Annotated in this window: 22 protein-coding genes; 18 read left to right on the top strand and 4 right to left on the bottom strand. The window is 55.6% G+C overall.

What is annotated here, in order from left to right; genetic code table 11:
* Positions 1–174 precede the first annotated feature (174 nt).
* The 15 genes from ABEA92_RS21525 to ABEA92_RS21455 all read left to right on the top strand — a co-directional run bounded on the left by ABEA92_RS21525 (position 175) and on the right by ABEA92_RS21455 (position 12,653).
* Entirely contained in the window at positions 175–1,023 is an 849-nt protein-coding gene (locus tag ABEA92_RS21525) for an AraC family transcriptional regulator (protein ID WP_345686013.1), read from the top strand.
* Between the two features lie 512 nt (positions 1,024–1,535).
* Positions 1,536–2,708 (top strand): DUF1559 family PulG-like putative transporter, encoded by a 1,173-nt coding sequence (locus ABEA92_RS21520; protein ID WP_345686012.1) that lies wholly within the window; start codon positions 1,536–1,538, stop codon positions 2,706–2,708.
* Positions 2,709–3,512: 804 nt separating this feature from the next.
* Positions 3,513–3,788 (top strand): hypothetical protein, encoded by a 276-nt coding sequence (locus ABEA92_RS21515; protein ID WP_345686011.1) that lies wholly within the window; start codon positions 3,513–3,515, stop codon positions 3,786–3,788.
* Positions 3,789–4,396: 608 nt separating this feature from the next.
* Positions 4,397–4,594 carry a hypothetical protein gene (locus ABEA92_RS21510; RefSeq protein WP_345686010.1) on the top strand — a complete coding sequence of 66 codons (198 nt, stop codon included), beginning with the start codon at positions 4,397–4,399 and terminating at the stop codon, positions 4,592–4,594.
* Positions 4,595–4,657: 63 nt separating this feature from the next.
* The gene (locus ABEA92_RS21505) at positions 4,658–6,166 is read left to right on the top strand and encodes a phage portal protein (protein ID WP_345686009.1); all 1,509 of its coding nucleotides are present in this window, start codon (positions 4,658–4,660) and stop codon (positions 6,164–6,166) included.
* Positions 6,123–8,156: a phage major capsid protein gene (locus ABEA92_RS21500; RefSeq protein WP_345686007.1), complete on the top strand. Its 2,034-nt coding sequence runs from the start codon at positions 6,123–6,125 to the stop codon at positions 8,154–8,156. The genes ABEA92_RS21505 and ABEA92_RS21500 overlap by 44 nt, the downstream gene beginning before the upstream one ends.
* A gap of 62 nt (positions 8,157–8,218) precedes the next feature.
* The gene (locus ABEA92_RS21495; RefSeq protein WP_345686005.1) at positions 8,219–8,551 is read left to right on the top strand and encodes a DUF2190 family protein; all 333 of its coding nucleotides are present in this window, start codon (positions 8,219–8,221) and stop codon (positions 8,549–8,551) included.
* A gap of 20 nt (positions 8,552–8,571) precedes the next feature.
* A complete protein-coding gene (locus ABEA92_RS21490) occupies positions 8,572–8,898 on the top strand; it encodes a DUF2190 family protein (RefSeq protein WP_345686003.1) in 327 nt (108 codons plus the stop codon).
* A gap of 29 nt (positions 8,899–8,927) precedes the next feature.
* Positions 8,928–9,251: a hypothetical protein gene (locus tag ABEA92_RS21485; RefSeq protein ID WP_345686001.1), complete on the top strand. Its 324-nt coding sequence runs from the start codon at positions 8,928–8,930 to the stop codon at positions 9,249–9,251.
* A 278-nt stretch (positions 9,252–9,529) separates the two neighbouring features.
* Positions 9,530–10,546, top strand: coding sequence for a hypothetical protein (locus tag ABEA92_RS21480; protein ID WP_345685999.1), 1,017 nt, complete (start codon positions 9,530–9,532; stop codon positions 10,544–10,546).
* Between the two features lie 50 nt (positions 10,547–10,596).
* A complete protein-coding gene (locus ABEA92_RS21475; RefSeq protein ID WP_345685997.1) occupies positions 10,597–10,845 on the top strand; it encodes a hypothetical protein in 249 nt (82 codons plus the stop codon).
* Between the two features lie 5 nt (positions 10,846–10,850).
* Complete coding sequence (locus ABEA92_RS21470) at positions 10,851–11,222, top strand: hypothetical protein (protein ID WP_486348737.1); 372 nt, start codon at positions 10,851–10,853, stop codon at positions 11,220–11,222.
* Positions 11,219–11,665, top strand: a complete 447-nt coding sequence (locus ABEA92_RS21465; protein ID WP_345685993.1) for a hypothetical protein — start codon at positions 11,219–11,221, stop codon at positions 11,663–11,665. The genes ABEA92_RS21470 and ABEA92_RS21465 overlap by 4 nt, the downstream gene beginning before the upstream one ends.
* Complete coding sequence (locus ABEA92_RS21460; protein ID WP_345685991.1) at positions 11,662–12,219, top strand: hypothetical protein; 558 nt, start codon at positions 11,662–11,664, stop codon at positions 12,217–12,219. The genes ABEA92_RS21465 and ABEA92_RS21460 overlap by 4 nt, the downstream gene beginning before the upstream one ends.
* Positions 12,220–12,236: 17 nt before the next feature.
* Complete coding sequence (locus ABEA92_RS21455; RefSeq protein WP_345685989.1) at positions 12,237–12,653, top strand: phage tail tube protein; 417 nt, start codon at positions 12,237–12,239, stop codon at positions 12,651–12,653.
* A 72-nt stretch (positions 12,654–12,725) separates the two neighbouring features.
* Here ABEA92_RS21455 and ABEA92_RS21450 read toward each other — a convergent pair whose 3' ends face one another.
* The gene (locus ABEA92_RS21450) at positions 12,726–13,124 is read right to left on the bottom strand and encodes a hypothetical protein (RefSeq protein WP_345685987.1); all 399 of its coding nucleotides are present in this window, start codon (positions 13,122–13,124) and stop codon (positions 12,726–12,728) included.
* Between the two features lie 118 nt (positions 13,125–13,242).
* Here ABEA92_RS21450 and ABEA92_RS21445 point away from each other — a divergent pair, with 118 nt between their 5' ends.
* The 3 genes from ABEA92_RS21445 (at position 13,243) to ABEA92_RS21435 (ending at position 17,969) form a co-directional block, all read left to right on the top strand.
* Positions 13,243–13,758: a hypothetical protein gene (locus ABEA92_RS21445; RefSeq protein WP_345685985.1), complete on the top strand. Its 516-nt coding sequence runs from the start codon at positions 13,243–13,245 to the stop codon at positions 13,756–13,758.
* A 276-nt stretch (positions 13,759–14,034) separates the two neighbouring features.
* Positions 14,035–17,178 carry a phage tail tape measure protein gene (locus ABEA92_RS21440; RefSeq protein WP_345685983.1) on the top strand — a complete coding sequence of 1,048 codons (3,144 nt, stop codon included), beginning with the start codon at positions 14,035–14,037 and terminating at the stop codon, positions 17,176–17,178.
* Positions 17,178–17,969 carry a hypothetical protein gene (locus tag ABEA92_RS21435; protein ID WP_345685981.1) on the top strand — a complete coding sequence of 264 codons (792 nt, stop codon included), beginning with the start codon at positions 17,178–17,180 and terminating at the stop codon, positions 17,967–17,969. The genes ABEA92_RS21440 and ABEA92_RS21435 overlap by 1 nt, the downstream gene beginning before the upstream one ends.
* A gap of 995 nt (positions 17,970–18,964) precedes the next feature.
* On the opposite strand, the gene ABEA92_RS21430 is transcribed toward ABEA92_RS21435, so the two are convergent.
* The 3 genes from ABEA92_RS21430 to ABEA92_RS21420 all read right to left on the bottom strand — a co-directional run bounded on the left by ABEA92_RS21430 (position 18,965) and on the right by ABEA92_RS21420 (position 20,751).
* Positions 18,965–19,243: a hypothetical protein gene (locus ABEA92_RS21430; protein WP_345685979.1), complete on the bottom strand. Its 279-nt coding sequence runs from the start codon at positions 19,241–19,243 to the stop codon at positions 18,965–18,967.
* A gap of 183 nt (positions 19,244–19,426) precedes the next feature.
* Positions 19,427–19,825, bottom strand: a complete 399-nt coding sequence (locus tag ABEA92_RS21425) for a hypothetical protein (RefSeq protein ID WP_345685977.1) — start codon at positions 19,823–19,825, stop codon at positions 19,427–19,429.
* A gap of 383 nt (positions 19,826–20,208) precedes the next feature.
* A complete protein-coding gene (locus ABEA92_RS21420; RefSeq protein ID WP_345685975.1) occupies positions 20,209–20,751 on the bottom strand; it encodes a DUF1697 domain-containing protein in 543 nt (180 codons plus the stop codon).
* Between the last annotated feature and the right edge of the window lie 78 nt (positions 20,752–20,829).

Below are 20,829 nucleotides of genomic sequence, written 5' to 3'. Positions count from 1 at the left end.
CGAATTCGAATCCTGAAAAAGGCGTGATCAGTACGGTAAACCTAGTTTGTGATATAATGACATTGTATTTCTTGCTAGCCTCGTGAGAAATGACTTATTCTGGCTAGGGTATATCCAAAACTACCAATTTCCAACGACTCAATGACAAAGCCGCGAGACGAAAGTAGTCCGAATTTGGCTAACAGGCCTAACCGCGGTGCCTACGATCAACCGTTCAGCGGAGTTGGCGTCGAGTTCGACCCGTTGAAGATGCCGTGCTCGGATACGGAGGTTACGCTGCATGAAGCTGGGTTTTACTTGCACAACGCGGGCTGGAATTACCCCAGCGTTTACAGTCCGTTCTGGCGTGTTTATTACGATTACACTTCTGGGCACCACGTGCAGTTTGCAGATCGTCGCATTGCGATGGGCCCGAAGCATATCCTGGTGATTCCAGATCATCAACGTTTCGACTGTGTGGGCGACTCTCCTGTCGCAAAGTTTTGGATCCACTTTTCATGCCGACGGATGCTTGACCCAATGGTCCAGGTGCCAATTCTGATCTCACCTGATCGCGTCCTCCAAGCGATGCTCGACGAAATTCCGCGATTGTTTGACAAGGGGGCACCCACGGACCGGGTGCATGTTCGAGCTCTGTCACTGGCGATGCTGGTCTACTTGCTCGCCGAAGAAAAGCTGCTTCGGCAACAGCGGCTTCCTGACGAGATTGCCTATGCTGTTCAGCAGATCAATGAATGTCCGGAACGTGCATGGCGAAATTCTGAGTTGGCGATGCAAGCGTCGCTTCAGACTGAAAGTTTTATCCGCAAGTTCAAAGTCGCCATGAGCGAGACGCCGATGCGATACGTCCAGCAAGTGCGAATTCGAGAGGCTTGTCGACTGCTAGTCGATACATCTCTATCCATTGAAGCGATCGCATTGCGTCTGGGATTCCCTGATCGATACTACTTCAGTCGGGTGTTCAAAACGCACACCAATCAATCGCCCGCTGCCTACCGAAAATCGGCTACTGCGGTGGAGTGAGCGCCGCGTTCAGGCGGACCGTCGTGGGAAAACAGACTCTCTACCCACGCCCCTGGGATCGCGAGAAAGACGCTGCCCGTTGAATTTACACTTAATCACAATGTCAGAATGTGACACATCTTTCACGTTTTAACGCATTTACGGTTGCCATTGCCATTTCTAGCATTGAGATGTGTTGCTACTGCCGGTCGGCATGATTTTGTCGCTCAAGTTACTGTGGCTCATTGGTCCAGTCTTGCGGGCAACGAATTGTTTGTTATTGCGATTGGTGTTTTGTTTTTACCGTCTCACCGGAGTTTCAAATGTTTAAGAAGTTCCTTTGTGTCCTTGTAGTTGCATGTTTCGCTCTCTCGTTTACAGGTTGTGGTACTTCAGATGAGTCGACGGTAGTCGAGCATCCTCCAATGACGCCCGAAGATATGGCGAATTACGATGACGCGATTTCGTCCAACTGAATCGAACATCTGGCGTTCTATCTTGTTTTTGTTTCCTTTCATCGTATCAGGTGTCGTATGAATTCCCCAAATCGAAGAACGGCGTTTACGCTTGTTGAACTGCTGGTGGTCATCGCCATCATTGGCGTACTTGTTGGGTTACTCTTGCCAGCGGTGCAAGCCGCTCGTGAGGCTGCGCGGCGGATGAGCTGCAGCAACAATTTTAAGCAAATCGGACTTGGTTACCACAACTATCACTCTGCGTTCAACTCACTGCCAATGCAGTCAGGCGGAACATGGCTCAAAAATGTCACATCCAATGCTACGAATCGATCATTCATCAGCACGCTTGTGATGATTACGCCCTTTGTCGAGCAACAAGCACTTTGGCAAGCGATCAGTCAAGGTGACGTAACCTACGGAGCGATGGGCCCTCCGCCCTGGGACACGAACTTTGAGCCTTGGGTCACTGAACTTGCCACGTTACGCTGCCCAAGCGATCCCGGTAAAGGCCTTCCAGCACGCGCACGTTCAAACTATGCGGTGTGCCAGGGTGATCACATGCGACTGGTCAATAGCGGAGGTCGCAACCATCGCGGTTGGTATCAAAGTACAGACGACGACAATGCTCAGATCACTGGTAACGCGACAACAGACGATTCGACAACGGCAGTCCGCGCTCGACAGACCAACCGCGGAATGTTTTGGGCGCGGCATTTCACGAAATTTAGCTCGGTGATTGATGGTCTGTCAAATACCATTATGGCTGGTGAAGTTTGTACGGGCATTGGCCAACGTGAGATCCAGGCCGACAACGTTTATAACGTTGCAGACGCATTGGTTAAGGATGCGTCGATCAGTGTGAAAACGTGTCTTGATCAGATTGATCCCCAGCGCCCGGCATTTATCCGTGTCGGCGTCGCTGTGGGGGGCGATGTGACGAATACGATCGGCCGTGGTCACATGTGGGCGGACGGGCGTCTGCAGTACACCGGATTCCAGACCATTCTTCCACCAAACAAGCCGAGTTGTTTTCGCGGTACCGATGCCTCTCAAGGCATGTCAACCGCAGGCAGTCGGCATCAAGGTGGTGCGCACGTCCTGATGGGCGACGGTGCCGTCAAGTTTATTACCGATAGTATTGAGGCGGGGGATTTGAGCCTGACGCCAACGCCAGGTGGCGGTAGCCCGTATGGACTGTGGGGATCGCTAGGAACGCGCGGCTCGAACGAAGTGGTGGGTGAATTTTAGGCTTGTATGGAGAAGTCTAAGTTGTCAGGAGTGAATGCCGCGTGTTTCTAAGACATAAGGTCTTCATGCGGCTGATCTTCTGGCGGCGTGGCGTGGGCGTTTCATCGTTGGATAGGGTTTGGATCTACGTTTAATTACCCGAGGATGAATCTTCGGTTTTTGATCGCCTATCGGATGCTCGGCGATCGATGCGTGCGGCATCAGCCTGCAGCTTCTCGGCAAACGCATTGAGCGTCTGGATGGCACCTTTATGGCTGAAACTTTTGGGGCTGGAGTCGAAACGATAGGCCGTTCGGACAATGAGATCAAATGAGTCAGGTCTCTTTGATGAGCAGTCCACGGCCTGCACCGGAGTAAAGCGGCGATTCAATAGGCCACGGCGAGGTGGGCTTTCTTATTGGTGGGCAGGATGCCCGCCACGTCTTTTGGCTGGATGCCGACCATGCGGACCTCGGGGAGCAAAGCGACTCAGGCGACGCACACGAGGTGCCTCGCGGCTGTTTCGACAGGACGTCGCCAGCAAGGGGATCAAAAGATGAGCATTTCCACAAATTCATTCTCAAGGCGAGCTATGCTCCGACAAAAGCGATCCGATGAAGCTGGGATCATTTATCATGCACTGAACCGCGGAGATGATCGAAATGAAATTTAAAAAAAAACAGAGGATTACGGAAGGTTTTTACTTCACCACCGTGAATGAAGCGAGTGACACTAAGTCACGAGAGATTGTATCGATGCCAACGCCCGTTGCAAAAGAGCAAAGGTGATCGCGGTTTTGCGGCCGTGAAAACGTGACTGAAGCGATTGGCGTTGCACATTGAAAGACGTGTCAATGCCGAAAATCCACTTTCAGCGAACGACATCGTGTTCAAAATTGGAGTCGCCGAACCAGATCACAGCGTCATGCAAGATGAATTGCTGACCATCTTTTTGATTCTCTCGCGTCAAGCAACGGAACCCACTGACCCGCAGACTGGAGAGCAAGAGATTTCTATCTCAACTGTTTCTACAGAGGTTCAGGCCTCGCAGATGCTCAAGCAAATTCGCATGTCGAAACCAATGTTTGATTCAGCCGGATAGTTGGGCCTACGATTTCCGAAGAGTTGTACTTTGCATTGGGAGCAAGACACTTAGACGTAACATTTCACGGTTGGTCTCAGTTCTTCAAGTGGGTCGGCATCCAATAATCCTGCTTCAGATAGCGATCGCTTTCGGTCTCTCCCGGAACCTAGACCATGTGGTCTCATAGCTCGTCGCACGCAATCGTTTCTCCGGATACTTTGCGACGTCTGACTTTCCAAACGCCATTAGGATTGGTACCCGGCAGGCGTTTGCGTGCTCCGGTGGCCGTCACCGGCCGTTTAATTGACGTTGTCTCAAAGATCGCCGGCAATGTCCTCGCGGCAAGTGAGCGAACCGCCTTTTTGTCTACGATACCAACTTCTGGAAATCCCCACTCATACGCGAAACGCCTTGGCATAAAGCGACCACGGATTGCTGTCCATCTTTAATCACCACGGCGAGCAATATCACGTGTTTGCTGAGCATGTCCAGCGTTAAAGAGCTGCAGCGTCGCACACGAAGCAAACTATTTCGTGAAAAATGCACTGGCGTTTCGCCTTTTGGCATTCTGAGTTGGAAGGTCTACAGGTAGTGGAAAACATTGCTTGCTCAGGTTGAAGACCTTCATGCCCGACGACCTCAACGACGAAATTCGAGAGAACGCATCGGGACCGGCAAAGGCTTCTGGCGACGCTGGAAGTGTCGAGCAACACAAACTGACCGAGCAAATCGCTGCGGACAAGCATCTCGCTGGCAAGGAAGCGGTTCGCAAAGCAAATCGCGGTTTGCGTTTCAACAAGATCGTGCCGCCGTCGGCTGGCTGATCTTTCTTTTCGTATCGCGATGCGTATAGGGCTGCCGGGGACGGCAACAGGATATCAACACGGATGTTGAAGCGTTTGTCAGGGATAATCGAGCAAGCATGGCGCAGCGGAGGTTCCCGTTCTCCCGCCGCGTCAGGACGCTCGCCCCGGCAGCCCTTCTTTTCGCGAATTCGAGCTAAATACGACGCAGCCAATACGACGCTCGACAACATGAAACATTGGTCGCGGGCCGATGGGTTGTCGGCCGCGGCTGCGAACAGCCCTGATGTGAGGCGAACGCTTCGCAACCGTTCGCGTTACGAGGTCGCCAATAACAGCTACGCTCGAGGGATCACGTTAACGCTGGCTAACGATGTGGTCGGCACCGGTCCAAGGCTGCAAATGCTGACGGCGAACGACGCCGCGAACCGTTTTGTTGAATCAGAATTCTATGCTTGGGCCGAATCCATTGGGCTAGCCGAAAAGCTGCGAACCATGCGGCTATCTCGCGTTGCCGATGGCGAGTCGTTTGGTTTGCTTACCAACAATCAACGCGTCGATGCGGCGGTAAAGCTGGACTTGCGGTTGATCGAAGCCGACCAGGTTGCCTCTCCGACGCTCGCCCCTGACACCGGGCGATACCTCGATGGCATTCGCTTCGATGCCGACGGCAACCCGATTGCTTACGACGTGCTGCGGAACCATCCCGGCGATGGGCTGTTCCTCGTTGACGATGAATACGACACCGTGCCGGCCGCCGCGGTGCTGCACTACTTTCGTTGTGACCGTCCAGGACAAATTCGAGGCATCCCGGACATTACGCCAGCACTGCCGCTGTTCGCACAACTCCGCCGGTTCACGCTCGCGGTGCTTTCGGCTGCTGAAACCGCTGCCGAGTTCGCCGGCATCCTCTACACCGATGCGCCGGCCAATGGTGAAGCCGATGCGGCCGAACCTTTCGAGCCGATCGAACTTGAAAAACGAATGCTGCTGACGATGCCAGGCGGCTGGAAGATGGCTCAGATGAAGTCGGAGCAACCTTCGACGACCTACGCGGAGTTCAAGAAAGAGATTCTCAACGAAATCGCCCGCTGCTTGAACATGCCGTTCAACGTCGCCGCTGGAAATTCCTCGGGCTACAACTACGCCAGCGGGCGACTCGATCACCAAACTTATTTCAAATCGATCCGCGTTGAACAAACGCAACTCGCTCGCGTTGTTTTGGATCGCATTCTGACTGCGTGGATTCGCGAAGCCATTCTGATCGAGGGCTATCTGCCCAATTCGCTTCGCACGCTCGATTCCACATTCGAGCACCAATGGTTTTGGGATGGTCACGAACATGTCGATCCCGCCAAAGAAGCCAACGCCCAGAAAATCCGTCTCGCCAGCCATACGACGACTCTGGCCATCGAATTTGCGCGGCAGGGGCGTGACTGGGAGACGGAACTTAAACAACGTGCCAAGGAATTGGCACTGATGCGCGAACTCGGCCTGTCGATCGAGTCCGACACTGATACTCCACCCGAAACCCCGGTCACGCAAGACGATGCCGAAGACGCTGAACAACAAGCCGCTCGAAGCGGAAGCTGAATCTGTCCCCAGTTCGCTACGAATCGTTTGTGATGACGCGGCGACGATTACGCTTGCGGCAGTCGAAACACCCGATGAGGGCAAGCCTTCGCTGCGTAAGTTCTCGATGACCGCGTACACCGGCGGTGCGATGCGGCTCGGCGGATGGCCCTACCCAGTCGTCGTTGATCTGGTTGGGATGCGAGTGACTCGGAAGTCACGACCGATTCTGAAGGATCATGATCGCGGCAGCATCGTCGGTCACACTGATGACATCGCGATCACCGACAAGTCACTCGAAGTCGCTGGGGTGATTTCCGGAGTGGGCGCCACAGCCCAAGAAGTCATCGCGACCAGCGAGAACGGGTTCCCTTGGCAAGCATCGCTCGGTGCGAGTGCCGACAAAGTTGTCTTCATCCCCGAAGGCAAGACGGCGAACGCCAACGATCGCGAATTCAAAGGCCCAGTCTATATCGCTCGCAAATCGACCCTTGGCGAGGTTTCGTTCGTCGCTCTCGGGGCCGACGACAACACCGAGGCACGTGTGGCGGCGGGGCTAGCGGATGGCGACGGACCAGATGAAACCGAAGCTGACAAAACCCAATCCACGGACGACCTCGAACCCGTCAACGCAAGTTTGAACATGAGCACGAAGCCCAAGACCGAGACGAAACACCCCAAGCCGACCTCGCCGGTTGTCGAAATGCGTGCCGAGGCCGCGGCCGAATCTCGCCGCATTGCCGGCATTCGGAAACTTTGTGCCGGCAGCCATGCGGACATCGAAGCCGACGCGATCGAGCAAGGCTGGTCCACCACCAAGACGGAACTCGCCGTGCTACGAAGCGAACGCCCCAAAGCTCCAGAGCAAACCCAAAACTCACCGCGTTACAGTCGCGAAGTCCTCGAGGCCGCCGCGTGTCTGTCGGTAGGGATCGAGGAAAAGCAATTGCTAGCCGCCTACGGCGAGAAGACTCTCAACGCCGCGGATCCGCTGCGACATATCGGTCTGCGTGAACTGGTCGCCGAGTGTGCTCGCATGGAAGGCATCGAAGTGCCGCGAGTGTTTGGGGACGGAACCGCCACCATTCGTGCCGGTTTCTCCTCGATGAGCTTGCCGTCGATTATGGAAAACGTCATGAACAAGACGTTGCTGGCGGCATATCAAAACACTCCGATCGCTGCGTTTGATTTGTGTAGTGTCGGAACTGTGACGGACTTTAAAGAAGTCGCCCGTTATCGTTTGCTTGGAACCGGCGGTTTTGAGCAAGTCGCCCCGGATGGGGAACTGAAGCACGGCAAGTTGTCGGACCAGAAATTCAGTTACAAGGCCGACACGTACGGCCAGATCCTGACGCTGACGCGACATGACATCATCAACGACGACTTGTCAGCGTTCATGGACATCCCACGCCAAATGGGACGCTCCGGCGCCGAGTCGATCGACGATCTGTTCTTCACGTTGCTGCTGAAGAACGCGGGCTTCTTCTCCTCAGGCAACGCGAACCTGCTCACAGGTGCCGACACCAAGTTCGGTCCCGATGCTTTGACCGTCGCCAAGACGACCTTCCGCAAGCAAAAGGCCGGCCCTGGCGGGAAGCCAAAAGACCAAAAGCCGATCAATATTCGGCCCGAGTACTTGGTAGTTCCGGTGGAGCTTGAAACCGAAGCTGAACTGCTGATGGGCTCGTCTCAATTGATGATCGATGCTCAGGGTTCGCCGACCAAAATCCCGGTCGATAACCCGCACCGCAATAAGTACCGGATCATCAGTACGCCTCACCTGTCGGATTCGTACTACACCGGCGCGAGCGGCACCGCGTGGTATCTGTTCGCCAACCCCAACGTGCTGCCGGCGTTTGAGATCGTGTTCCTCAATGGACGCCGCACGCCGGTTATCGAGCGAGTCGAAATGCCGCCGAACACGCTCGGCATGGGCTTCCGCAGCTACATCGACTTTGGTGTGAATTCTCAAGACCATCGCGCCGCCGTGAAAGTCACCGGCGAAGCGTGAGCCGTGGGATAGGCATCCACCTTTCCTAGCAACCAACCAGTTCACTTCCATTTGAGGTTTTCATGTCTTCAGCAGAGTTCGTTTATGACGGATCGGCGATCGATCACACGCCTGACGCCGATCTCGCAATGGGTGAAATCGTGGTGCAGGGCGATCTCGTCGGCATCACTAAGCGGTCAATCAAAGCCGACACGCTTGGCGCGATCGCCGTCGAAGGCGTATTTGACGTTCCGAAGACTCCCGCCAGTGCCGTTGCATTCACCGTCGGTCAGAAGGTCTATGTCGACGGAAGCAACGAGCCGCAGACGACGGCTACCGGAAACAAGTTGCTCGGCAAAGCGGTGCTCGCCGCAGCCGCCGACGATGACAACGTGCGTGTGCGTCTGAGCCAATAACAAAAGGAAGTTGACTCGCGATGCCCGCAACTTTCTTGCACGACGGTTCGACCATTGATTTCGTCCCCGCGGATGATGTACCCGCTGGTTCGATCGTTGTGCTGGGGGAACTTGTTGGGATCAGGAAATTCTTCGTTGCAGCCGGTCAGACCGGGGGACTTTCTGTTCGCGGTGTTTTTGACGTGCTGAAAGACCCGTCGACCAACATCGACGTCGGCACTCGGCTTTATTGGTCTACCGCCAGCTGGCATGTGGTCAAGACGAGTGGCGGTCACCCGCTGCTTGGCAAAGCGATCCGGCCTGCGACGCCGGGCAGCTCCATTGTTCGCGTCCTGCTGACGCAGTAAGTCCCGTTCATCTTGAAGAGGAAAACCACGTGAAAGGATTTCTGCGTGCATTTATCGCAGCCGGATTGCTCCTGTTTGCCACAGGATGTTTGCCGGATCATCCGGTGCAAGTCAAGCCGCTTCCTGCACCGCCAGCGGAACAGCCTGTAGCCAATCTTCCGACGCAGCTTCACCAGCGAAACTGGACTGGCCGGCTCAACCAAGGCAGCTGCGTCCATGCGTCGCTGGTCAATCATCTTCGTTGGCTCAATGAGTACGAACTCGGCGAACGTTGGCGGGCGACGTACAGCGACGGCGAGTGGGACTCGCGACTGCGAAGCCGCCTCGATGCTGCGGACATCGATTACAGCTAGACGGTCAAAGCCGATCCGCGGTTCCTTGACTGGGCCACCGCAACGCGCCGTGGGGCAATCCTGTGGTGGAAGCCGGCTCACTGCTGCACCTTCGTTGGTTGGGTCAAACGCGATGGACGCCAGTACGCAGCGATTCTGGACAACAACTATCCCGGCCGGTTTGAACTGACACCCCGTGAACAATTCGTTCGTTTATGGGCGGGCTATGGCGGATTCGCGTTGACCGTGTTGGAAGACCCCGCCAGTTCTTTGCCATATCCAAGTTACGAGGTCATCGAGTGAAAGACGAAATCCGAATCCGACTAAGCGTGGGTCTGATCGCCGTGGCGGTCATCCATGCGGTGCTGCTAGGAGTCGTGTTTACCGCGATTACTTCGTCGGCACCACCACCGCAAGAGTCAACATGGAAGCTGCCTCCGGCACGCCCGGTTGCACCACCATCAGTGGGTCAGATTGAAAAGCTGGACGAACCACAGCGAGTCAACCTTGGGGCCCAGGGCGAGTTGAAACAACAATTCACCCAGCCGTGTCGCCCTTGTCCTCCGACTGCGGTGCCATCCCGTGTCGTTCCAACAACGCCAATCGTGCGTCCGTACCGAGTAATTCCTGCGAACTCGCCAGCGGCTTTAACCGTTCCAGCGCCGATCGTGGTAACGCCGACATCCAGCTCGAAACCGGCACCCGCCCGAAAGCAATACCAGATTGCCCTCTTCGTTGGCACTGACGCGAAGAGTCAACAGTTGTTGGATTGGTTCAACAGGGACAGCCGTCTTGTCAAACTGAAATCCGCCTGCGAATTCCAGGTCTATACGTCCGGCAATGCTCTGTATCGAACTCGGTTCGAAGAGATCGTGCCGGTCGGCCAATTCCCTGTGGTGCTGTTCCAGGACGCAAATGGGGGACACGTTCATGCGGCGGGACACACGATGCTCCCCGCGACCGCCGCCGAACTTTACGACGACCTGCGACACGGTTACGAGCTTTATCAACAGACCCGTCAGGCTCAGCGGACCGGTGCTCTCAAAACCCGCGGCTATTCGTGGGACGATGCAATCTCACCGACACTACAGCTCACGTCTCAGGATTGTCCCGATGGCTACTGTCCTGTCGAACCAAACGATAACTGGCGTCCATTCGACCGAGACCGCGACGTCGACCGTGACCGGCTATTTGACCGCGATCTTGGCGGTCGCAACGCCTTGATCTGGGCCGGGGCCGGCGAACTGGCCACGCTCGCCCTGATCGTTGTCGCCATCATCCTACTCGGATTCATTCTCATCAAGCGAGGCATGTGAAGCTCATGATTCTAGGAATCGCAACCGTAGTTGTTCTAGTTCTCCTCGCCGTGGCATTGCTGCCGAATAAGAAACGTGACGGAGGCGGGAACGCACTGGGCGGAGGAAACAGTCCGCTTCATCCGTTCTCACGCCAACTCAATTTTCGGCAGCAACAGTTGCACGAAGAAGCCGAGGCGATCTCGGATGAGTATCAACGTCGTGCAAATGAAGCGTGGCGTGACGAACTTGGCGAGAAGGCAGCTGCGTTACTGCAGACGAAACGCACCGCAAATTCGCGGGCGAGTAGCAAATCGTGAGCGACATGCTTCAGCGAGGCCAGTCTTGGTTAGCGGAAAAGTTGAACAAGCACGCATCGCGAACCGTTGTCTATCAGCGTGAAGAATTATCCGCTGAGCTATCGGCGACGATCGGCAAGTCGGAATACGAACAAGACGACGGCGAAGGCATCGTCACCCGTGCCCAGGTTCGTGACTTTCTGATCAACACGAAGGATCTGCTGCAGTCCGACATTGGTACCTGGCCTCGCCGCGGTGATCGCATCTTGGAAGCCGACGGCGATACGACGTTCGTGTACGAACTGATGTCCATTGGTAACGAACCGCCCTGGCGCTACAGCGATCCCTTTCGCATCAAACTTCGCATTCACACCAAATTGGTCGACACGATCACATGACAACAACGACACCAGCAACGGTGATTCAAATTGCTGACAGCGTCGTGGCTGAAATCAACGCCGGCGACTTCAGCAAAAAGAACCTCGCTGCACAACGACTCTATGTTCCCAACTTCGATCTCGAAGACATGAAGGAGCTGCGCGTTACTGTGGTGCCACGTGAGGTCGAATACTTGCCGCTCGATCGAGTAAGCAACAAATTTCACGCGACGATCGATGTGGCCATCCAGAAGAAGTTCAGCAAGGGAGATGCCAAAGAAATCGACCCGCTCGTGTTCTTCGTCGAGGAAGTCGCCGATTACTTCCGATTGAAACGGCTCAACTCTTTCGTCGCCGCTCGGTGTGTGAAGGTGGAAAACGCTGTCCTGTACTCCACCGAACACTGGACGCAGTTCAATCAATTCACGAGTTTGCTGACGTTGACGTTTGAGCTCGCGAAGTGATCCAGATCCGAACACGGGTCCATTTTGATCAAGCGAAAGTCCAGAAGAAAGTTCAATCCGCCAACTTCCGCTCGCTTGGTCATGCTGCCGCGACCATTCGGATAACCGCGAAGCGATCGATCCGTAAACGGAAGAAGCCGTCGAGTCCTGGTTCGCCGCCACACACGCAGACCGGCATGCTGCGCCGCGTGATTCGCTACGAGGTGAATCGGGACCGCGAAGAGGCAGTAATAGGCCCGGTCAACGAAATCGCTGGTCGCCTGTGGAACCTACACGAGTTCGGCGGTGTTGTCACAAAGCGACGCAAACTGAAGCGTCACCGCTTCCGGGTTGGCCAGCACGGTCCGATCCGCGTGGCAGCACCCGGCAAGTTTGTTCGCACGCTTTTGCAAACCGTCGCCCAGGCCAATCGTGCCACACGGTTGGTCGAGGAAGAAAACGAACGCCGCGGCGCAAACAAGCCACGACGTTATCCCAAACGTCCATTCATGAAACCGGCCCTGCAAGCCAACCAATCACGTCTACCCAAGTTCTGGCGTGATTCCGTCAAGTAAATCGAGAGAAGGTCAATATGTCAGCAGAAGTAGTTCTCGGTCTCGACGCAGTGCTCACCATCGACGGTGCCGAAATCAAGAACGTCAAAGACTTGACGGTCAATCTCGAAAAAGCCGAAGCGGATGCGAGCACTCGTGACAACAACGGTTGGCGAGCCACCGTGGGCACACTAAAGGATGCCTCGATCGAGTTCACGGTCCTCAACAAGAATGGCGACACCTCGTTCTCAATGCTTCAGACGCTTTGGAGCAGTGGCACGCCCTGCGACGTCGACATCAGTGACGCCGGCGGTTCACTGACACTGACCTGCGAAGTCATGACCTTCAACGTCAACCAAAACCTCGAAGAAGTGGTCTCCGCCGACGTGACGCTCAAGCCAACCCAGTCCTCGTCTGGTAACGGTATGAATGTCCCGGCCGGTAGCGGAACGTAAGAACTGGCGTTTGACGCACCGCAACGGATGAGTATCCGCCAAGCAATCTGAGAACGATGTCGGACAATAGCTTCATTGGAACAGACGAGCCAATCGTCGCCACCAAGGACGAATTGTTGATGTGCTCAAGTCATCTTCGTCTTCGAAATAAGTCTCGCTAGGCGTCTTGTAAATTTCACCGTCGTCGCCCTGGACCTTCGCGTCGAGCCGCGCGGCCATCTGGATCATCTTGTTCACGATAGGCACGTCCGGATTCTTAGTTTCGATAGAACCATAGTCCTCGGAATACGCAAACCACGGGTCAGGGTACTCACACTTGCCATTCCAGATCGCAGTGAGCGCTTCGTCGCGGTGACTAAAACTCAGCTCTGGATCAGCGTCGACGAACGCTCGCCATTCGTCAATGGTGATGGATGGGCCCTCCTCCTCGAAATGATACTTCCGCCGAGTGATGTACAGGTTGTAGCCCATCGTTATACCAGGGTCGGTTGAAACATGCGTCTGCGATAACCAAGCAACGACGATATGTCGTCGCTACAGTTTGATAACTCTACCAATGTAACTGTCAATCAATTGCGACAGGGGACTAATGCAAAAATTTATTGATCGCCGCGGTCGCGTGTGGATCGTCGATATCGACAACACCACACTTCGCCGCGTCAAAGCACTTACCGACGTTCGTTTGTTGGACGCCATCGACGGGGATCTGATCACGCAGTTGTCCAGCGACCCGCTGTTGTTAGGCGACGTCCTATTCGCAATCTGCAAACCGCAAGCGGACCAACAAGACGTCGACGATGAAGCATTTGCTGAAGGGCTGGCCGGCGACGCAATCGACGAAGCCTGTAAAGCGGTCGTCGACGCTCTAGTTGCTTACTTCCCGGAGTCGCGTCGCCGTCTTCTGCGGAAGGCGGCCGACAAACAACGGTTGATCGAAACTCGGGGAATGGAAGCGATCGAACGCAGGCTGGACGATCCGAAGCTGGTGGACACGCTTCTCAGCGACCTCGAACGGAAACTCGGGGTGCCGACGTTGAACGGATCGTCGTCGAACTCGCCGGAATTGTCGGAGTCGACCCCGGACCACTCACCCTCCGCCAGCTAATGCAAATGGCCGACGCTCGGCGACGGCATGACTGGAACATCGCATCGAGTGTCATGGCACTGACCGCCGAAATCAACCGTGATCGCCGACGTCGTCGAAAACCGTTCAAGCCCGACGATTTCAATCCCTACACGGCGACAAGACCAGTCCCGGCACAGGCAACCGTCCAACAGGTTGCCACTCTTCTTGGTGCGAAGTTCGTTCAAGCACAAGTCGCCCCGTCGTCTTAGTGTCTTCTTCCTGCAGTCTCCAGACTAAAGCTACCAGACTCGTTTCATGTCCCAAGTCCGCGCCGGAGCTGCATACGTCGAATTGCTGACGAAGGACGCAGCATTCGTCAAAGGCCTACGATCGGCTCAAAAACGTTTGCAATCGTTCGGTCAATCGACGCGATTGCTCGGTGCGAAACTGATGGGATTTGGTACTGCCGCCGCAGCCCCTCTGGCCGGCAGCGTCGCCATCTTCTCGAACTTCGACGATGCCATGCGAGGTGTCGCCGCCATTACTCAGGCGACCGAAACGCAGCTTGAGTCGCTCCGCAATACAGCTAAGAAGCTGGGAGCCACAACCAGCTACTCCGCTAGCGAAGTCGCTTCGCTAATGACGGAACTCGGTCGCGCTGGTTTCAAGCCGGAACAGATCGAACGCATGACTGCCGCCGTGATGAACATGGCTCGAGCGACGGGCACCGATGCGGCGCAGGCATCCGGCATCATGGCGGCAACAATCCGTCAGTTCAGTATGGAAGCCGGTGATGCCACTCGCGTCGCCGACGGACTGACCGCCGCAGCCAATAGGTCGTTCAACACTGTGGAGTCTCTCGGCGAAGCATTGTCGTACGCCGGCCCGGTCGCTGCGGACGCCAACATGAATCTCGAAGAGACGTTGGCGATCCTCGGAACACTTGGCAACATGGGCATCCAAGGTTCGTCGGCCGGTAACGCGATGCGCCGGCTGCTCACCATCAGTGCCGCCGAATCTGAGAAGTTTAAAACCACATTCGGTGTCACCACCAAAGATGCCAAGGGCAACGCCCGTTCGTTGGTCGACATCCTCGGCGAAGTTGCCGCAGCGACCGAAAACATGGGCACGGCGGAGAAGGCCGAGAAACTCAACGAAGTCTTCGGCTTGTTAGGCATCACTGCGGCCAGTTCGATCGGCAAGTCGGTGGCCGACACCCGCAAACTCTACCAGGAACTGCAAAACGCAGGCGGGGTCGCTGCCAAAACATCCGAGGAGATGGAAGGCGGCCTGGGCGGAGCGTTCCGCATTCTAAAATCCTCCATCGAGGGTGTGGCGATCACGATCGGCGAATCGCTCGAAGGTAGCGTCACCAGCATGGTCAACGCGTTCAGCCGCGCGGCGTCCGGCGTCATTGAGTGGATCAACAAGAACCAAAAGATCGTCAAAATTGCGGCGGCAAGTGCGGTCGCAATCATTGGTATCGGCGCCGCACTGTTCACTCTCGGTTCGTTTGCCGCTGCGGCATCCTTCGCCGTCGGAGGATTGGCCAGCATCTTTAGTTTCATTGGTGCCTCCATCGGAGTGATCGTCAGCGCGGTTGGGATGTTGTTCACGCCGTTGGGGCTAGTCGTCGCTGCCATCGCGGCGCTAGGTGGCTATTTCCTGTATTCCACCGGCATCGCCGGCCAAGCGATCGAGTATCTCGGCAGCGTCTTCGAAGTCCTCAAAGCGGAAACACTTGCCGCTTTTGGTGCGATCGCCAACGCTCTAGCCGCCGGCGACATCACCGCGGCGGCCGATGTGCTGTGGTCCTACCTGAAACTGCAGTGGATTACGGGCACCACTTTCTTGAAAGCAAAATGGGCCGAATTCACTCAGTACATCTCCGATGTCTGGGCAGACTCGGCGTATGCGATTGGCGATGTTTTGATCGGTGCATTATCGGGCCTCGCTGGCGTCTGGAACGACACGCTCGGATTCATGGCCGATGGTTGGACGATCCTCACCTCAGCCGTTCAAAAAGGCTGGAACAACACGATCGGCTTCCTCAAGAAGGGGTTTCTCAAACTGCACGAACTCGTTGATATCGCGGGCGATGTTGCAGTCCAGATAGGAGGCGTGTTGATCAACGCCCTTGCCGGCGTCGAAAAAGCCTGGGTGGAAACTGTCGACTACTTGGCCGACACCTGGACCGTGTTTGTTGGTCAGGTGAAATCAATGTGGAACTCCACCGTAGGATTTCTGAAGAAAGCCTGGATCAAGCTGAAGGCACTGTTCGACGATGACATCAACGTCGATGTTGAAATGGCAAAGATCGACGCTGACACCCGAGCAGCCGATGCAGCCGAAGAACAGCAGCGCCAACAAGCGATTATCCAGCGGCAACAACGTCGTGCAAAACGCAAAGAGCAGATCGAAGCCAACCGCATCGAGATGCAAAAAGGCATCGCTGCTCAGCTCGAAGCACGTCGCGAGGCTCGCGAGGGTCAGGACATCAATGCGGATATGCGGGCGATCGATGCCGAGACCGATGCTAAGAACGCGGCTGTCGATCAAACCAAGCAGCGGCAGTTTCGCGAAAACGACGCGGCTCAGGCAGCGCGTCAAAACCTGATTGACGATACGACCGCGGGTGTCCAGGCAACGCTGGATCAAATTCGTGCCGAATCCAAGGCCGCTCGAGAAGCGGGCCGGCCGACAGCCGTAGACCGCGACAACGATCGAAACGCGGAAATCGCTGCAGCACAAGCCGATTTTGATGCCGCCGTCGAACGTGCGAACAACGCCACGGCGCCGTCCGATGAGAACGGTAAGCCGAAAGCAGAAGATGCACTGCCGGTGCCACCTCAACCGACGGCTCTTCCCAAACCGGGCGATGTGAATGTTCCTCCCGTCGACCTTCCAGGCATCGATGACACTGAGCTGCAACCGCCAAACCCCAAGGATCTGAAACTCGGTCTCGATCGCGAGGCGAAGGATTCGCTTGAGGGTTTTGCAAAGGGGCCTGAAACGGAAGACTCCCAAACGGCCGCGGCCGGCGATTTTGAGACGCTCGGACTGGGGCTCGGAAGTGGCGCCCGAAAACTTGAGCAGCTCCGGTTGGAACCAGTGAAGGACGCTGGCGAAGTCATCGTCGCTCCTAAATTGGAGCTTCCTGACAAGGCGGATGCCGCGGTCCCCGCGGACGTCCCCGAGCCGGTTAAGCTCGAAATGCCTGAATTGGCAATCGAACAGCCAATGCTGGACATCGCAGCTGTTAACGAAGCTCTCGCTTTGGTGCGTCAGTCACTAAGCGAGTTCGATGCAGCGTTATCGGGCACAACCGCCTCGCTGCGATTGCCCGCCTCCTCAGGCGACGGCATCACTGACGATATGAAGCGAGCAATCATCGCGACCGCAGAAAACACGAGGCGACTCGTCGAACGTTCCCAATCGGGAGGCTTGATGTTCAGCTGATGAGTTTCACTTCGGGAGGTTACAACTTCGACACTGCGGCTCTTTCCGAGAAAGCGTCACGAGGCAAATCGCATTCGGACTTCGCCGCCTACGTTGCCACCAACGACGGCGACGTTGACCCGACTGCCGCAGCCGACGCAGCCTTTTCCTATTACGATGCTAACCACCATGACCTAGTTCCGTATCTGCAGATCGATGCGGAATACATCAACGCGCGGCACGCCCTGGTCAGTATCACGCTGAATCAAACGAAGCTGGATCCTGTTTCGTTCAGCACCACTGGTGCGACGACCCACCTAAATCAATCTCTGCAAACGCGAGGCATCTACGCAGCGCCGGGTGCCGTTGCTCCCATCTACCACGGAGCGATCGGCGTCAGCGATTCAGGCGTTGCCGGCGTTGACATTACCGTGCCGGCATTCGAGTTCTCGGTACGCAAAAAGTTCGAGTACGTCTCGACGGCGTATCTATTGGCGATGGTCTCGATGACCGGGCGAACCAACTCGTCGCCCTGGTCGATTTTCGCTGCCGGCGAAGCATTGTTCCTTGGTGGCGAAGGAGGTGAGGATGAAAACAACTGGGTCGACGTCACCTATCACTTCGCTGCTCGGCCCAACGAATCGAATCTGACGATCGGTAACATCAGCGGCGTCGAAAAATACGGATGGGATTACTTGTGGGTCAAACACGGTGAGAAAGTCGTAGGTGATCGGGTGCTGCAGGTTCCCGAGGCCGCCTACGTCGAACAGGTATATCGCGGTGGTAATTTCGGCGTGCTGGGGATTTCGTAAACGATGGCACGACGCGTCCGTCCCGGCGATCCATTCCATATCACCGCGGCAGAATACAACCGTTTGCTCGCCGCGGCGGATGCGGCCCATCGCAACCGGTTGCCGGGTGGTGGCGGTCCGCGCACACATGTGCGAAACGCAGCGACTGTCCGCGTCCATAACACGTCGGCAGCGACCATTCCGATTGGCGGCATCGTCGGCTTCAATTCGCCACTGACCGATCCAACGGTGGGACCGACTGAACTTGCACGCTTCGTTCGCGATGCGACGATCCAGTGCGTTATCCCCAACGAACAGGAACATACCGGTCGCGTTGGGGTTGCCATCGAACCGATTGCGGAAGACAAGGTCGGCCGCGTCGTGTTCGATGGCGTTGTGGCTGCGCGAGTCAACGTCGTCAAGACATGGCACAAGTTTGCGGACGTGGGTGAATCCGGGGGCGATACACTTCAGTCCAAACCGGATGGATCTGCCCAAATCCTCTGGCGAAATGATCCCAGCCAACTTGGCGAGCAGTGGGCGGTGGTTCGCGTTGGCCGGTCTGCGGCTCAGGTTTACTTCATCGAAGTTCCCGCCGGTGGCATCGCGGAACGCCGAGGTATGCGCACAGGCAGTGCCGATTGTGACCTCTACCAACTCGACGAAGCAGGCGACATTGAGCCCGTCGCTGATCCAGACGGTAACACGGTCCGGATTACCGCTCGGAATCATTCAGCACAGCGAATCCGCGGGCCGATTGCCGACTCGCCCAAACAATACCTGCAAGTAAGCTTCGATGGGCAGCGTTCATGGGTGATCGACCCACCGAAACAAACGCTTCTATGTAAGCCCACAAAACGCCTGAAAGCAAAATCTTGGGGTGTTGCCCGAGAGCTGCGTTTCGATGGGACTCGCTGGATACCGCTTGGACCGCGTGTATCGGTCTACAATGTCTGCGACTACGCGTTGCTGGCGAGCCAGCAGATTATCTGTCACTTCCATGAAGACACCAGCAGCTACCTGACGATCGGATGTCGATGTTGCGACGGCAGTAGTTCGTCCAGTTCGTCATCGTCGAGCAACTCTTCATCGAGCGGATCGTCATCGTCTAGCTCATCGGAATCGCATTCATCGAGTGACTCGTCTAGCAGCAGCAGTAGCTCGTCATCCTCGTCGTCGAGCAGTGGGTCTAGCAGCAGTTCGTCAGATAGTTCGAGCATCAGCGGATCGAGTTCATCCAGCGAATCATCGAGCGACAGTAGCTCGTCGTCACCATCCCACAGTAGTTCGTCCAATTCAAGTTCAAGCTTCTCAAGTAGCAGCCCTTCGCTAAGCAGCGTTTCGTCGTCATCGTCACCATCGGTGTCGGGCAGCCACTCGTCTTCCGCGGCGTCCGCATCCTCCAGCCGTTCGGAGAGTGCGTCATCGTCATACGCGTCGTCATCGAGTCAATCAGAATCATCCAGCACTGTTAGTAGTCAATCCAGTGATTCCGGCAGCATCACGTCACTCAGTAGTTCTGATTCGGCATCGAATTCGACTGCAAGCGAATCTGTATCCAGCGTTTCAGAGAGCGAATCGGACAGCCACTCGGATTCGCTTTCCCAAACCTCGCCGTCACACAGTTGGGATGCGTCAGCAAGCAGCCTCAGCGGATCGTTGTCGAGTGACTCTGACTCGCAATCCACGTCAGAATCGGTATCGCATTCCGCCAGCAAATCAGACAGTGGTTCGGATAGTGAACCAAGCGCTAACGAGAGCTCCAATTCTCGGCACGATTCTGTTAGCGTTTCACGATCGTACTCAGGTAGCACATCCGAATCTGCTAGCAATGCTTCCACCAGCGTGGCGGCTTCTTCAAGTGGATCCGAATCCACTTCACGTTCGGATAGCGGTTCTGGCTCGAACTCTGAAAGCTCCGGAAGCGATCGGCCGAGTGAAAGTCATGATCGGAGCTACGGAGATTCATCTGGCAGTGCCAGTGATAGTACCAGTGAAAAACCATCCCAAAGTCACGATTCCACGTCGGAATCAAACCAACCCAGCGACAGTGGGTCGAATCGTCTCAGCCACAGCTACTCCGTCGAGGAACCGTCCTATGACAGCAGCGGATCGAGTGAACCGTGTAACAGCACCTGGATCTGGTCCTGCGGTTGGGAACTAGTCGATAGTGACTGCGAGGATCCCGGTGAACCACCCTCAAGCACGGGAAGTTACGACGGCCAAGTGACGGAGATGACCGCATGATGTAATGCCCATATCACCTAAAGTTGATCATCTCCGATAACTTTTTAACGGTGTTAAAGTTTCTTGCGGTCGCAGCGACGCCAAGCTTACGTTCGGCACCAGCAGCAACCTTGGACCGGCCGATGCCGCTCGGTGCATGTAAATAGAAAACCAAATCAATTAACAAGCAGGATTCAGAATCGGCACGCAGTCCCTCAATGGCATCCATGTCAGGATCACTCGGTGACTCATCCAAAAAGAAAAAATGGAGCGACTTAGGGTCCGCCGTCGCGTCAGCATACGGGTTCGAATCGATTGCTTTTAGTAATTCACTTTTCGTTAACAAGATCAAGTGCGAACGAAAACCAAATTGCTCCTCGACAGTATCGAGGAGCTTCGTTTGGAGCGACTTCTTTGACTTTAGCGATGATTCAAAGACTACATTTCCGCTCTGGATGTAGGTCTGAACGTTCTCGCAACCAATCGACTCCATCACTGTCTTGAGCGGTGCCATCTGCATCTTGTTTTTGCCGCCCACATTAATGCCTCGGAACAGCGCAATCCAGATTGTCTTCAACGAAATGCCTATAGCTTGATGGTTGTTTGCAACGTTTGATATGACCGTAGCACATCATAACATGTGGCAGCAATAACC

The sequence above is a fragment of the Novipirellula caenicola genome (assembly GCF_039545035.1).
Classification (GTDB): Bacteria; Planctomycetota; Planctomycetia; order Pirellulales; family Pirellulaceae; genus Novipirellula; species Novipirellula caenicola.
Note: the sequence above shows the minus strand (reverse complement) of the source record. Positions and strands in the feature narration are given on the sequence as shown.

Bases quoted from the DNA above. Each gene is read 5' to 3' on its own strand.
- ABEA92_RS21520 (WP_345686012.1), top strand. From the start codon at position 1,536: ATGAATTCCCCAAATCGAAGAACGGCGTTTACGCTTGTTGAACTGCTG.
- ABEA92_RS21510 (WP_345686010.1), top strand. From the start codon at position 4,397: ATGCCCGACGACCTCAACGACGAAATTCGAGAGAACGCATCGGGACCG.
- ABEA92_RS21505 (WP_345686009.1), top strand. From the start codon at position 4,658: ATGTTGAAGCGTTTGTCAGGGATAATCGAGCAAGCATGGCGCAGCGGA.
- ABEA92_RS21500 (WP_345686007.1), top strand. From the start codon at position 6,123: ATGCCGAAGACGCTGAACAACAAGCCGCTCGAAGCGGAAGCTGAATCT.
- ABEA92_RS21495 (WP_345686005.1), top strand. From the start codon at position 8,219: ATGTCTTCAGCAGAGTTCGTTTATGACGGATCGGCGATCGATCACACG.
- ABEA92_RS21490 (WP_345686003.1), top strand. From the start codon at position 8,572: ATGCCCGCAACTTTCTTGCACGACGGTTCGACCATTGATTTCGTCCCC.
- ABEA92_RS21470 (WP_486348737.1), top strand. From the start codon at position 10,851: ATGCTTCAGCGAGGCCAGTCTTGGTTAGCGGAAAAGTTGAACAAGCAC.
- ABEA92_RS21465 (WP_345685993.1), top strand. From the start codon at position 11,219: ATGACAACAACGACACCAGCAACGGTGATTCAAATTGCTGACAGCGTC.
- ABEA92_RS21455 (WP_345685989.1), top strand. From the start codon at position 12,237: ATGTCAGCAGAAGTAGTTCTCGGTCTCGACGCAGTGCTCACCATCGAC.
- ABEA92_RS21450 (WP_345685987.1), bottom strand. From the start codon at position 13,124: ATGGGCTACAACCTGTACATCACTCGGCGGAAGTATCATTTCGAGGAG.
- ABEA92_RS21445 (WP_345685985.1), top strand. From the start codon at position 13,243: ATGCAAAAATTTATTGATCGCCGCGGTCGCGTGTGGATCGTCGATATC.
- ABEA92_RS21440 (WP_345685983.1), top strand. From the start codon at position 14,035: ATGTCCCAAGTCCGCGCCGGAGCTGCATACGTCGAATTGCTGACGAAG.
- ABEA92_RS21435 (WP_345685981.1), top strand. From the start codon at position 17,178: ATGAGTTTCACTTCGGGAGGTTACAACTTCGACACTGCGGCTCTTTCC.